General features: G+C 46.3%; 11 protein-coding genes. 4 read left to right on the top strand and 7 right to left on the bottom strand.

Annotation, left to right across the window (positions count from 1 at the left end):
- Window positions 1-33: 33 nt before the first annotated feature.
- The 3 genes from cpdA to nudF form a co-directional block, all read right to left on the bottom strand.
- Window positions 34-840, bottom strand: coding sequence for a 3',5'-cyclic-AMP phosphodiesterase (gene cpdA / locus ACWYVB_RS15555; protein WP_005395929.1), 807 nt, complete (start codon window positions 838-840; stop codon window positions 34-36).
- A gap of 61 nt (window positions 841-901) precedes the next feature.
- Window positions 902-1,345 carry a DUF1249 family protein gene (locus ACWYVB_RS15560; RefSeq protein WP_005395930.1) on the bottom strand — a complete coding sequence of 148 codons (444 nt, stop codon included), beginning with the start codon at window positions 1,343-1,345 and terminating at the stop codon, window positions 902-904.
- On the bottom strand, window positions 1,345-1,995 hold the full coding sequence (nudF, locus tag ACWYVB_RS15565) for an ADP-ribose diphosphatase (protein WP_330944577.1): 651 nt from the start codon (window positions 1,993-1,995) through the stop codon (window positions 1,345-1,347). The genes ACWYVB_RS15560 and nudF overlap by 1 nt, the downstream gene beginning before the upstream one ends.
- 229 nt (window positions 1,996-2,224) lie before the next feature.
- Between nudF and tolC the strand changes: the two genes are divergently transcribed.
- Window positions 2,225-3,553 (top strand): outer membrane channel protein TolC, encoded by a 1,329-nt coding sequence (gene tolC / locus ACWYVB_RS15570; RefSeq protein WP_012842165.1) that lies wholly within the window; start codon window positions 2,225-2,227, stop codon window positions 3,551-3,553.
- A 178-nt stretch (window positions 3,554-3,731) separates the two neighbouring features.
- Here tolC and hldE read toward each other — a convergent pair whose 3' ends face one another.
- The 3 genes from hldE to ACWYVB_RS15585 all read right to left on the bottom strand — a co-directional run bounded on the left by hldE (window position 3,732) and on the right by ACWYVB_RS15585 (window position 9,443).
- The gene (gene hldE, locus ACWYVB_RS15575; protein ID WP_012842166.1) at window positions 3,732-5,162 is read right to left on the bottom strand and encodes a bifunctional D-glycero-beta-D-manno-heptose-7-phosphate kinase/D-glycero-beta-D-manno-heptose 1-phosphate adenylyltransferase HldE; all 1,431 of its coding nucleotides are present in this window, start codon (window positions 5,160-5,162) and stop codon (window positions 3,732-3,734) included.
- Between the two features lie 67 nt (window positions 5,163-5,229).
- Entirely contained in the window at window positions 5,230-8,073 is a 2,844-nt protein-coding gene (glnE, locus tag ACWYVB_RS15580; protein ID WP_457529403.1) for a bifunctional [glutamate--ammonia ligase]-adenylyl-L-tyrosine phosphorylase/[glutamate--ammonia-ligase] adenylyltransferase, read from the bottom strand.
- 113 nt (window positions 8,074-8,186) lie between these two features.
- Complete coding sequence (locus tag ACWYVB_RS15585) at window positions 8,187-9,443, bottom strand: methyl-accepting chemotaxis protein (protein WP_317410747.1); 1,257 nt, start codon at window positions 9,441-9,443, stop codon at window positions 8,187-8,189.
- Window positions 9,444-9,548: 105 nt separating this feature from the next.
- Between ACWYVB_RS15585 and ACWYVB_RS15590 the strand changes: the two genes are divergently transcribed.
- Window positions 9,549-10,322: a potassium channel family protein gene (locus ACWYVB_RS15590; RefSeq protein ID WP_317410748.1), complete on the top strand. Its 774-nt coding sequence runs from the start codon at window positions 9,549-9,551 to the stop codon at window positions 10,320-10,322.
- Between the two features lie 40 nt (window positions 10,323-10,362).
- Here ACWYVB_RS15590 and ACWYVB_RS15595 read toward each other — a convergent pair whose 3' ends face one another.
- Complete coding sequence (locus ACWYVB_RS15595; protein WP_005395946.1) at window positions 10,363-11,895, bottom strand: CYTH and CHAD domain-containing protein; 1,533 nt, start codon at window positions 11,893-11,895, stop codon at window positions 10,363-10,365.
- 212 nt (window positions 11,896-12,107) lie between these two features.
- Between ACWYVB_RS15595 and ACWYVB_RS15600 the strand changes: the two genes are divergently transcribed.
- Entirely contained in the window at window positions 12,108-12,788 is a 681-nt protein-coding gene (locus tag ACWYVB_RS15600) for a TIGR00153 family protein (RefSeq protein ID WP_031780508.1), read from the top strand.
- A 131-nt stretch (window positions 12,789-12,919) separates the two neighbouring features.
- A complete protein-coding gene (locus ACWYVB_RS15605) occupies window positions 12,920-14,179 on the top strand; it encodes an inorganic phosphate transporter (RefSeq protein WP_005395948.1) in 1,260 nt (419 codons plus the stop codon).
- The last annotated feature ends 139 nt before the right edge of the window (window positions 14,180-14,318 follow it).

The raw sequence follows: 14,318 nt of genomic DNA on the forward strand, positions 1-14,318 counted from the left end.
AAAAAGCGAGCCCGAACATAGAGCTCGGGCGCGTTAGTATCCGTTAGAAGAGAAGTCTGGTTGGAACTGGCCGTCAGGAAGTCGGCCCACTTGGGTCGTAATCTCACCACAAGCGTGCAACTGCAGTTCACGCCAACCAGGCGAAGTCGTATCGAGGGCAAAATCATCCGAGTTGGGCTTAAACTGAACACACGTCGAGGGTGTTGCCATCACTCGAATACCATTATGAAGCACATTCATGTCTTGATGAACATGACCACAGAGAATGCCTTTCACGTTATCAAAACGATCGACAACCTGCCAGAACGCTTCGGCATCTTTTAAGGTATGTTGATCAAGCCACGCGCTTCCCACCAATAATGGATGGTGATGCAGCAACACAAGTGTGTGCCTTTCTGGGTGTTCTGCTAACTTTTCTTCGAGTAACGCTAACTGCTGATCACTCAAGCGTCCGTGGGGAACGCCAACAACTTGCGAGTCTAAAAGAACCAACTGCCAATGCGCGCCAAGCAATACATGCTCTGCCGCTTTGATTTGTTGCGAAGGTAATACACTGCCCATATTGGGCTTGTAGTCATGATTACCAGGCAGCCAAAAGCAGTCTTTCTCTAGCGGTTCAATGCCTTCGGCAAAGCGCTGGTAAGATTCTGCACTATGGTCTTGGGAAATATCCCCTGTCGCCAAGATGTAATCAAACGTCACGTTGCGGCGTAAAACATCAGCAACAACAGCGTTAAAGCTATCGGCCGTTTTTACGCTCAGCAAACTTCCCTCATCGGCAGCAAACAGATGAGTATCCGTAATTTGTAAAAGTTTGATGCTGTCACTAGATGATTGCAAAATGAAAACCTGATTCGTCCACTATATCGTTATTTGTTATTTTCCTTTAGTGACGTGACGATCAATTGAAGGCAAGTGGTGTTCTACTGATACCACTTCGTAAACAAAACGTCAGCCATTCACCGAGGAATGTGTTTAGTTGATGCTTTTCATCTTTCTGCATCAGTTGGTCGTTGGGATAATCATACTTAGCTTTTATGCGAGAGAACTCTCCGCTTGAGCATACTTCGGCTACTCTCGCATCGTGATAAAGCCTGACAGACATCGTCGGTAAAGGAAACACTGGCGTTTCATCACTCTGACATATCTCAACAACTGTGGTGTATTTTGTGATTTCATTCACGGTCAGTTGGTAAACCATGTTCGCCGCTTGATAGCAGCGTACATCCCCAACTTCGGCAGAAGCAGGCAATAAGGCGTTCAATTTAGCGTAGTTGGTCTCATAGGTTCTCATTAGACCCGCTAAATCAACATGATACCTCTGTTTTTCAGCCACTTGTGCCATTACTTACTCTCCACCATTTGGGGGTGCCCCCACTGTGACTTCAACTCTTGATGGTTTAATTGCAACCATTGCAACGCAATAATCGACGCACCATTTTCAAATTTTCCGTCTTTCACCCATTGATATGCTTGCTCACGACTCAAAACATGTACGCGAATATCTTCATTCTCATAGTCTAAACCATGAATGCCGTGCGCTTTAGATGCGTCCACTTCACCAACAAATACGTCCAACTTTTCCGAGCAACCGCCAGCAGAAGGATAATAAGAGGTGACTGGCGCAACACGCCCCACTTGTATCCCCGCCTCTTCGACAGCTTCTCGGCGAATGACGGCTTCAGCTGATTCATCACGGTCAATCATACCCGCGACAATCTCTAGCTGCCATGGGTGTTGATGCTCTAAGGCTCCTACTCGAATCTGTTCAATGATAACCACTTGATCCGTATTTGGATCATAAGGAAGCATCGCTGCAGCATGACCACGCTCGAACATTTCTCGTTCGACAACCTCGCTCCAACCTCCAGCAAATAGCTTATGCTGAAAGCGATATTTCACCATTTTGAAAAAGCCTTCAAATAAGGTTTCTTTCGAGATGACTTTTACATCTTGCGAAGTAAAATCCTTTTGTTGTTTGTCACACTGTTGCATTCGACACCTCTCTGAGTGAATCTTGTAGTTTACTCATTGTTATTCGCTTGCTCAAAGGACTTGGCTCAACTTTTTGTACAATAGTTACAAATTAATTTAAGTCTTTGGTGAAAATTTATTGCACAACTGGATAATTACGTGTAAAAAAGTGCAAACTTTAGAGTAAATATCGTGCAAATTGAGTTAAACTACTGAGAATTAACCAATCTATTGACCGCGGGAATAGAAAATGAAAAAATTGCTTCCACTATTTATCAGTGCAGCGCTAGGTAGCATGAGTACGTCTGCGTTCGCAGACTCTTTGGCTGAAATCTACGACTTAGCAAAACAAAATGATCCACAATTGCTCAGTGTAGCAGCACAACGTGACCAAGCTTTCGAAGCAATCACCTCAAGCCGTAGTGCTCTATTACCACAAATTAACCTAACAGCAGGTTACAACTTAACTCGTGGCGATACTGAATACGACTCAAATCTAGTCAATGACGTATCAAACGATGCCAACGCTCTAACCGCTGGTGTTAGCTTTTCACAAGCACTTTACAACCGCGCATCTTGGATCTCGCTAGATACCGCTGAGAAAAGTGCTCGTCAAGCAGACGCAACTTACGCTGCGACTCAACAAGCACTAATTCTTCGTGTTTCACAAGCGTATTTTGAAGTTCTACGCGCACAAGACAACCTTGTCTTCGTCCGTGCAGAAAAAGCCGCAGTGGGTCGTCAACTAGAGCAAACAAAACAGCGTTTTGAAGTAGGTTTATCTGCGATCACTGACGTACACGACGCGCAAGCTCAGTACGACCAAGTACTGGCGGATGAAGTGTTAGCAGAAAACGCACTGACTAACAGCTACGAGTCATTACGTGAAATCACTGGTCAAGAGCACAAAGATCTCAACATCTTGGACACTCGCCGCTTCACTGCTAGCCCATCGACCGTGCCTGCTGAATCACTAATTGACGAAGCAAAAACCAAAAACCTGACCTTGCTATCTTCACGTATTCTTCAAGATATCGCACGTGACAATATTTCACTAGCAAGTTCTGGTCATCTACCAACGCTGTCTCTAGACGGTGGTTACAACTACGGTGATACGTCTCATAGCTCTCGTGACAACACCACAGACAACTTCAATATCGGTGTGAACCTTGCGGTGCCGCTATACACGGGTGGTAACGTCACCTCTCAAACCAAACAGGCTGAATACGCGTACGTGGCTGCAAGTGAAGATCTTGAAGCACAATACCGTAGCGTAGTAAAAGATGTTCGCGCACAAAACAACAACATTAACGCCTCTATCGGCGCACTACGTGCTTATGAGCAAGCCGTTATTTCTGCGCGCTCTGCACTAGAAGCAACAGAAGCAGGTTTTGATGTGGGTACTCGTACTATCGTTGACGTGCTAGACGCAACTCGTCGTCTATACGATGCGAATAAAAACCTATCGAACGCTCGTTACGACTACATCTTAAGTGTTCTTCAGCTACGCCAAGCCGTTGGTACGCTAAGCGAACAAGACATCTTAGACGTTGATGCAGGTTTGAAAGCAGCAAAATAATTGCTGACTGAATGCTTCAGTTCTCAATAAATAAAAACGCCAGTTGATTTATCAGCTGGCGTTTTTTATTGCTTGCAGTTAAGAGACGAAAAGTATCTCAGAACATCAAGTATCAAAAAGGCCGCACTTGGCGACCTTTTACAAACAAATAGCGTTTCAATGCCAACAAATCGTAGGCTTAGCCCTTACCGCCTTTGATTGCATTGATGATTTCACTGGTTGAGCAACCATCCTCAAAGTTCAATACACGAACTTCGCCACCTGCAGCAATGACTTCTTTACCACCAGCAATCTCTTCTGGTTTGTAGTCACCACCTTTTACTAGCAAGCTTGGCAGAACTTCCGAGATCAAACGTTGCGGCGTATCTTCACTAAATGGTACTACCCAATCCACAGCGCCCAAACCTGCCAATACCGCCATGCGGCGATCGGTTGGGTTCACAGGACGACCAGGCCCTTTAAGACGCTTCACTGATTCATCGGTATTCACCGCAACAATCAGGCGATCACCAAGTTCAGCAGCATGGTTTAAGTAAGACACATGCCCAGCGTGAAGAATATCAAAGCAGCCGTTTGTCATAACGACTTTCTCGCCACGTGCACGTGCTTTTTTCACTGCTTCAATCAGCGCTTTTTCTGAAATCACACCGTAATCCGTGTCTTGGCTGCCATGTACCGCTTCTGCTAGTTCAATTTCAGACAAGGTCGAGGTACCAAGCTTACCAACAACAACGCCTGCCGCCGCATTCGCTAGTGCACACGCTTCTTCGAAGGATTTACCCGCCGCCACTGAAGCTGCAAGTACAGAAATCACCGTATCACCAGCACCAGTCACGTCGTACACTTCTTTCGCTTGAGTCGGAAGGTGGAATGGCTCTTGACCACGGCGGATCAACGTCATGCCGTTTTCACTACGCGTAACCAGTAGCGCTTCAAAATCAAACTCTTCAACAAGCTGAAGTGCTTTTTCAACCAGCTCTTGGTCTGATTTTACTTTGCCAACGACATCTTCGAACTCTTTCATGTTTGGCGTAAGAAGTGTTGCGCCACGGTAGCGTTCAAAATCCGCACCTTTAGGGTCAATGAAAACTGGAATGTTTGCTGCGCGCGCTTTTTGGATGTATGCCTGAACATGCTCTAACGAGCCTTTTGCGTAGTCAGACATAATCACGGCTTTAACGTTTGGCAGAGCGGCATCCATACGCGATAGCACAGGTGCAGAATCCGTGTTTTCAAACTTATCTTCGAAGTCGAGACGAATAAGCTGTTGTCCACGGCTCATTACGCGAAGCTTCGTAATCGTTGGGTAATCCGGCAGTGCAACGAAATCGCATTTCACATTGAGTGAGCTCAGCGTCTCCGTCAGCACTTTTGCAGGCTCATCTTCCCCTGTTAGACCAACAATGTGAGCATGGCCACCTAGTGATGCGATATTCATCGCAACGTTCGCAGCACCACCAGGACGCTCTTCATTGTTTTCTACTTTTACAACAGGAACCGGCGCTTCAGGAGAAATACGTCCGGTTGGGCCATACCAGTAACGATCTAGCATGACATCACCGATGATGAGCACACCAGCGCTGTTGTAATCAGGTAGAATTGGTTTCATTATTGGTCTCCAAAAATTAAATCGAAGTGAGTTTATCACAGCCCTTATCGAGGCTAAATATATGGTCTTAACTGAACCACTGATTCCAAGCCTGTTTTACCCACTCCCTTTCGGCAACAAACTTATCTTCCACCACATCAGCATCTAAATTGAGTAGATTTCTTCGGTGTATTTCGTTTCGCATTGTCGTGTAGGCACGTATCAACTGCATTGCCTGGTCTTCGTCCATGACATTTTGTGCAATGAGTGTTTCAAAGATGCGCACATTATCACACCAACGCGTTAATTTCGGCTTATCGTGACTATAGTTGAGCACTAAGTACTGAGCGAGAAATTCGATATCGGTAATCCCTCCCACGTCTTGCTTGAGCATAAAACGGCCGGGCTTTTTCCCCCCAAGATGGCCGCGCATTTTCTCTCTCATTTCGACAACGGCTTTTTTCAGTTCCGCCCGATCGCGCGCTTTGCACAACACATCATGTCGCGTATTGTGAAATGCAATGGCAAGGGGTTCATCGCCGTAAATCAAGCGCGCGCGCACAAGTGCTTGATGCTCCCATGTCCAGGCTTCTTGATGCTGATAATCGTCAAACGCATCGGTTGGGCTAACCAACAAACCTGACGCGCCAGATGGGCGCAAGCGGGTATCGACTTCGTACAAAATGCCGGAAGCGGTGCGAGTCGAGAAAATATGAATGATGCGCTGCGCTAGGCGAAGGTAGAACTGACGACCGTCGATTTCCTTTTTGCCATCTGTATAGACATTGACTGGGCAGTCATGCATGAAGACGATATCCAAGTCGGAGTTATAGCCGAGTTCCCAGCCACCGACTTTGCCATAGCCAATGACGGCAAAACCCTTGCCTTCACGATCTTTCACATGCGTTGGCTCGCCGTATTTTTCGGACACTTGCAACCAAGCCTGACTGACCACAGCATCAACGATAGCTTCCGCCAAATAGGTTAAGTGATCACTCACTTTCATCACCGGCAATGCACCAGCAATATCCGCCGCCGCAATACGTAAAATGCAGATTTGCTTAAACTGGCGCAACGCTTCCATTTGCTGCTCCATATCATCTTCTGGAATACGGGCCAGATAATCACGCAGCTCTGTACGGTAACTGTCTAATGGGATTGGATTGTACAACTGTGCAGGGTCGATCAACTCATCGAGTAAGATCGGATACCGAGATAGCTGCTCTGAAATCATTGGGCTTGCGGTACACAAACGCACGAGCTGTACTAAAGCCGCTGGGTGCTCATCCAATAACTCCAGATAAGTCGTACGAGTGCAGATATTGTGCAGTAAATGCAGCACTCGCGGTAAACCAAACTGTGCATCAGGGTGAGCAAACACCGCATCAAACACCTTCGGCATCAAACGGTTTAACACTTCTCGTCCACGCGGTCCTAACGTTTTTTTAGCCAGATCGGTTTTAAAGTTGATGATGGTTTTCGCGCATGAAGCAAAGTCTTCAACCTGAATATCCTGCTGCAAGATATGTTCAAGCACATCTTGTTTGTTCGCCATATCCCATAACTCATGAAAATGACGAGCAACCGTAGTGCCCTCGTCTTCTTCATCATCACCAATTAACGACTCAAATACTTGATGGACATTCGCCATGTGCTGCTGAGTTTGCTCAATCAGTTGGTCCCAAGAGGTCATTTGCATCGCGGTGGCGAGCTTTAAGCGTTCGGTTTCGCAATCAGGTAACGTCTGGGTTTGCTTGTCCGCCATCGCTTGCAACAAGTTTTCTAATTGACGCAAGTACTTGTATGCAGCCTCTAGACTGCTGACTTCTTGCGAAGTGAGTAACGCCAGCTCTTCAATGCCTTGCAGCGTTTCCAACAACCCTCGATTACGAAGAGAAGGCTCGCGACCACCTCGAATTAATTGAAAAACTTGGGCGATAAATTCAATTTCTCGGATGCCACCTGCACCTAACTTAATGTTGTTGTTCAAACCTCGGCGGCGAACCTCACTACTGATCATCGATTTCATCCGACGCAAAGACTGAATCGCACTGAAATCAATATAGCGACGAAAAACAAAAGGACGCAGCATTTGGCGTAGCTCTTGGTATTGCGGGTACATTTCGCACCCCATCACTCGAGCTTTGATCATCGCGTAACGCTCCCAGTCACGTCCCTGTTCTTGATAGTAATCCTCTAGTGCCGCATAGCTCATGACTAATGGACCACTCTCACCAAACGGACGCAAACGCATATCTACGCGGTAACAGAAGCCATCGAAGGTTTGTTGGTCGAGCGCTTTGATGATGCGTTGACCAAGGCGAGTAAAGAACTGGGCATTGGCAATACTGCGGCGCGCGCCTTGTGTCTCACCGTTTTCTGGATACGTGAAAATCAGATCGATATCGGAAGAAAAGTTTAACTCGCCGCCACCCAGTTTCCCCATGCCGATAATTAACATCGGCTGCACTTCACCGTCCTCACTTGTTGGCGTGCCCCACTCCTGACAACACACTTGATATTGCCATTGATAGGTTTCAAAAATCATCGCTTCTGCCAACTCAGATAAGTGGCTTAAAGACGTCTCTAGAGACCATGCATGCGTGAAATCCTTCCACGCAATGTACACCATTTCTCGGTTGCGAAACTGACGCAACACGCGATGACCAGACATCTCATCCGGGCATTGTCCCAACAGTGCAGCAAGACGTGAGCGGTAAGATTCCTGACGACTTGATTGCGCTAACATGCTTGGCAACTCACGGGCTAAAACTTCATCGCGATGAATGGCCTCGGTAATAAACTGGCTTAAGCCCGCCACATAGCGAAATTGCTGCGCAATCTCATCTGGCCAAAGGGGAAAATAACCTGCCTCTTGAGCATTTTGTACGGCAGATTCAGCGATAGAAATCAGTGGCGAAGGCAGCTGCATTTTTCTTCCTTGTTTGAAAAGCACGGTAACTCATTCTTTATACCAGACTTAAAGCAAATAAAAACGCCCACAAAAGGTTTGTGGGCGTTTTATCAAAAGTTCTGGATAGAATATTAAACTTGGAAAGATTTGATCTTCTTGTCTAACTCGCCAGCATTATTTTGCATCATTTCAGAAGTTTCTAGCAGCTCTGTCATAACCACAACCGAGGCTTCCACCAGCTCACGTACATTGGTGAGGTTTTGACTCATCTCTTCTGCAACACTGCTTTGCTGACCAGACGCCGTCGCGATTTGGAAGTTCATGTCATTGATTTGCGTCACTTGCCCAACAATACCATCGAGCTCAGATCCAGCATTAGAAACCAGCTCGTTTCCATCGGCCGCTTCCACTACGCTTTTCTCCATGAGTTCTACAGCAGATTCTGCACTGGTTTGCAGCTGAGCAATCATCTCTTGAATTTCTACCGTCGCTTGTTGTGTACGTTGTGCAAGGTTACGAACTTCATCTGCAACCACCGCAAAACCACGACCCGCCTCGCCAGCTCGCGCCGCTTCAATCGCCGCATTCAGTGCAAGCAGGTTAGTTTGTTCAGAGATACCTTGAATCGTACCCACAACACTACCAATGGATTCAACACGTTCTTCGACCTGGTTAACCGCCTGCGCCGATGAAGCGATGTCCGACGAGAGTTCACTCATTTTCGCCATCGTACTTTGCAAGAACTGTTGACCAGAAATCGCTTGTGCGGAAGCTTGCTCTGTAAGAGAAGACGCCGTCTGAGCATGTTCTGCGACGGTTTGCACCGTCGACGACATTTCACTCATCGCCGTCGCAAGTTGGTCAATTTCGTTAAACTCTTCTTGCGCCGATTCCTTCGTTTCCGACATGCTCAGCGTCATCACTTCCGTGAGTGTGGATAACTCATCAGAAGCGTTGATTTGCATTTGAATCACATCGTGCAATTGGCGACGTGTCTTTTCTAATTCACGTGCCACGTCTCCGTATTCATCTTTACAATCCATACCAAATGGCACGGAGAGGTTCTTGCTCGCCATCAGTTTGATTGCGTCGCTCAGATATTGTGTTTGACGCAACATCACTCTAGCCGCCGCTAATAAGAGCACGACAAAAACCACAATCAATAAGGCGGTTTGCCAAGCAACTTGCGTTAAGTATGCTTCGTAATGCTGTTGGGCAACTTGCGCGTTTTGTGTCGCCGCTAAAAGTGAATCGTAAAAGGTGTTCGCGTCCCACAGTTGTTTTGCCACTATCAGGACAGTACTGAAGACCATCAACATGACCATTTTAGGAACCAGTCGAATGTCGGATATGACCCTTTCCCATGGCTTAAATGCCAGCTTTTCCATTGTCAGTTCTCCACCGAGTCTTATATAGTCTTTATCTATAATCTTTATATTACTTATAGTTATGTTCGCGTTTAGCGTGGTTACGCGATTTATTTCGAGCTTCGTATGAAAAACAATGATATCAAAGACAGCACACGACCGATGGGCCTGTTGTCACTAATATTGTCTTTTATGGCACTATTTGTGATCTCTGGCTTGTTGTTTTTCCCGATCGATCACGAAACCCGTCAAGTTCTTATCGGTCTGGATTTCATAATCTGTAGTATTTTTCTATTACAGCTCACCATTGATTTGATCCGGTCCACAGATCGGTGGTTATTTCTTAAACGTCATTGGATAGATTTCGTGGCGAGCATCCCATTAATAGAGCCACTGCGCTTTGCTCGTATCTTTCATATTCTTCGAGTGGTATTAGTACTGCGCTCGTCGAAGTTCATTTTGCATCAGCTCAAAGAAAACCGCCGCGAAACCACGGTCGCCTCAATATTACTGTTGATGGTGATCCTCATTACGCTCGGTTCTAGTGCAATGCTGTTTATCGAAGCGAAAAACCCAGAAGCGAATATTCGCACTGGCGCCGATGCTTTGTGGTGGGTATTCGTAACGATCTCAACCGTTGGTTACGGCGATCATTATCCGGTGACCTCAGTAGGAAAGTTTTTAGCCGTCATCATCATTGTTTGTGGTGTGGGGATCTTTGGTATGATTTCGGGTCTTATCACCTCTATTCTTACCGCCCCGACGAAACAACAGACGCACAGCTCAATCAATAAAGAACGTATGCTCGAGCATCTCCTAAGCCAACAAGCGCAAATACTAGAACGACTCGATTTCATGGAAAAAGAGCTACAACAACGTAAAACAGAGACAAAAAAATAGGACCATGCGGTCCTATTTTTTGTCCTTATCACCAGAACGATCATTCACGCCAATAAGGCTGCACTTCCACACTGATCGCTCGGGTTTGATCCATTGCATGCAAAATTGAACGCTCTTGACGGTGCAACCAGCGTTCTAACTGCTCTTTTTCTGCGTCTTCCAACATATCTACCAACGGAAGTAAGTGGTTCAGCATTAGCAGATCATCAATACCATGCACCAGATCCGCCCATGGCAAACGGAAGCTGTTACGCTCATCCGAGTTATACAAACTCGCGAAACCAATACCGGTATAGAGGTTACGCAGCAAGCGATAGCGCTGATCAACGTACTCTTGCGCCGTCAGGTCGCGCTCTGCAGGGAAAGCTTCCATTAGTTCTGCCCAAGTGCGATCGAGCTGAGTGACTGAAAACGGCATGATATTACTTGCCATTTTTTCGCGCGCTTTTTCATCAAGAAACGGCTGCCAGCCACGCGCTAAGATCCAGCGACTAAGATCCAGCAATAACCCAGTGTAACGCGCGGAATTGAGCAACCCTAGCACTTCTTCACGGCTTGGCAGCTCTTGTAACTGCTGAGTCAACTCAGAGACCAAGAACTTACGCGCATCCAACTTACGCAGCACGTTGCCTTTGTCATCCAAAAGTTCTTCAAGATGCGCGTGCTCATCCAACCAACTCAGCTCTTCTTCCAACCATTTGAGCTCTTGGCGCAGGATAGCGCTAGCACGACGAGGGACAACACCACCAAAAATGGTCAATGTTTGACGAATAAAACGAATGGCATTGCTGATTTCACGTAGCGCTTCCACATTGTCACGCTCAGCATAAATTTGCTCGTGATAATGCCAGTGAGATAGGGCGTGTTCTAAAGAGTTGATCAAGCAGTATTCAACGGTATCCGTCGGGCTACTGTCCACAAGCGCCAACGATTTTACTTCATCACCTGCATAGCCACTTGCAAGTCGATAGCCTTTCGCCGCTTTACTCAAGTTACCCAAACGCATGCCACCTTGCTCGCAAAAGCTACGTGCTAGTGTAAATAGGGCATCGGTTTGGCCCGATTTAAGTTCCAGTTCAACTTCGCAAATCGGTTCTTGTTTCTCTTCCCCATCTTCACCTTTGGCGACGACCATACCTTGGTCAAACGCCACTTCTATTTGGCTACCGTCTGGCATGCCAATCAGCCACTGTTCACGTGTGAAGTTGGTCGAGAATAACGGCATAAGCTCAGATTGCAGCGTTGCTGCGTCTTTACCTGGCGGCCAAATGTCTACAGGATGAAGCGACAGATTAGGCTCGTCGCTAGTGTGCTCAGCATTGTATTCTGGTCTTTGATGTAAGCCTGCGACGACGCGTCCTGCTGTCTTTACGGTTTGGACGAATACATCATCAAAACGGCGAATTCTTAAACCAATGTCGTGCTTTCTCAGCCATTTATCGGCGGTATCAAAGTAGGTGTTACCCAAGTCACGACAACTATGCTGAAGTACTTTTGTCTCAGAAATTTTTTCTTTTAAAGTTTCTGAAAATTCAGGAGAAACAAAAAACTTCAGTTCTATTTCGGTTTCCATAGCTATACCTTTCAAAGCAGATAGAAACAGGATATTGCGTAATTTCTCGCACGGCAAGAGAGAAATATCGCCGGAATGATGATCTAAAACAGTTTTAATGAGCGATTTAATGCGTTACCATGCGCGCCTTTATAGCCATCGTTCAACATTTCGCCAAGCACTCAGAAATGGTGTATGTTTTTTTAAGGTTATAGTTATTAGGTTGAATGACCATGCCAGTAAATACAATTATGGGGTTATTTGCAAAGTCCCCAATTAAGCCTTTGCAACGCCACGTTGTGTGTGTCAACGAATGTTGTTCACACTTGGTGAAATTCTTTGAAGTATCTTCAAAGGGTGACTGGGAAAAAGCATCTGAAATCCGTGCACAAATTTCTCACCTAGAGAAAGAAGCGGACGTGCTGAAACGTGAAATCCGTCTAAAACTGCCTCGCGGTTTGTTCATGCCAGTAGACCGTACTGACATGCTTGAGCTTCTGACTCAGCAGGACAAACTTGCAAACCTGGCAAAAGACATTGCTGGCCGTGTATATGGTCGTCAACTTGTCATTCCTGAGGCTCTCCAACCAAACTTCCTCGCTTACGTTCAACGTTGTCTTGATGCGGCCGATCAGGCGCAAAAGGTAATCAATGAACTTGATGAATTGCTAGAAACCGGCTTCAAAGGTCGTGAAGTGACGCTCGTCGCTGAAATGATTCATCAATTAGATGTCATCGAAGATGATACCGATGCTATGCAGATTGAACTTCGTCAACAGTTGATGGCGATTGAGTCTGACATGAACCCTATCGATGTCATGTTCTTGTACAAGATTCTTGAATGGGTAGGTGGTATTGCCGACCAAGCGCAGCGCGTAGGTGCTCGTTTGGAAGTCATGCTATCTCGATCTTAAAACATAAAGTTAACGACATAACGAAGAGCATAATGAACACGTGTCATAGGGACGATGACTATTTTCATCGTCTTATGGTTTGGCGCGCGTAAAATTTTGTTCCGCTTGTTATAAAACAACTAGGTATTACGATGGATATCCTTGCGAACTACGGCACTGTCCTGATTATTGTTGCAGCGATTTTTGGTTTCATGATGGCGATTGGTATTGGCGCGAACGACGTTGCTAATGCGATGGGTACATCAGTAGGTTCAAAAGCGCTAACCGTAAAACAAGCTATCATCATTGCGATGATCTTCGAATTTGCAGGTGCTTACCTTGCAGGCGGTGAAGTAACCGACACTATCCGTAAAGGTGTAATCGAAACTTCTTTATTTGCTAGTCAACCTGACGTTCTTGTCTACGGTATGATGTCTGCTCTTTTGGCTGCGGGTACATGGTTACTTCTTGCCTCTTACATGGGCTGGCCAGTATCTACGACTCACTCAATCATCGGTGCAATCATTGGTTTTGCATGCGTATCAGTAGGTACTGAAGCGGTTGACTGGGGCAGCGTTCAAGGCATTGTTGGTAGCTGGATTATTACACCAGTGATTTCAGGTTTCTTTGCTTACGTTATCTTTGTCAGCGCACAACGTCTGATTTTTGATACTGAGAACCCGTTATTCAACGCCAAACGTTTTGTTCCTGTTTACATGTTCATCACAACAATGGTGATTGCACTTGTAACTATCAAAAAAGGTCTAAAACACGTTGGTCTTCACCTAACCAATGGCGAAGCTTGGATGTGGGCAGCAGCAGTTTCAGCACTCGTGATGGTTGGCGGCTACGTATACATCCAGAAAAAATTCGCTAATCGCGAAGAAGACCGCAGCTTTTCTGGCGTGGAAGGTATCTTCAGCGTTCTGATGGTTATCACCGCTTGTGCAATGGCATTTGCACACGGTTCAAACGACGTTGCAAACGCCATTGGTCCACTGTCAGCTGTAGTATCGACTGTTGAACACATGGGCGAAATCAGCACGAAAAGCACCATCGCTTGGTGGATTCTACCTCTTGGTGGTATTGGTATCGTGGTCGGTCTTGCGACACTGGGTCACAAAGTAATGGCAACCGTTGGTACAGGTATCACTGAGCTAACTCCTAGCCGTGGTTTTGCAGCTCAGCTAGCAACCGCTTGTACTGTTGTTCTAGCTTCTGGTACTGGTCTGCCAATCTCAACCACTCAAACATTGGTTGGTGCGGTTCTCGGTGTTGGCTTTGCTCGTGGTATCGCGGCACTAAACCTGGGCGTGGTTCGTAACATCGTGGCATCATGGATCGTTACACTACCAGCAGGTGCACTATTGGCCGTTGTATTCTTCTACGGACTTCAAGCGATGTTCGCTTAAGACACTCGTCAATAGAATGTAAGCGCTTTGTCATTATTGACTCAAACGCACAGAAAGGGAGGCTTTGCCTCCCTTCTTTGTTGCACCGAAGTTTGAAACTGCATACTATTCGTCTATTTCCGGCTCCAATCATTCGGTG

The organism is Vibrio sp. JZG10 (genome assembly GCF_054064075.1).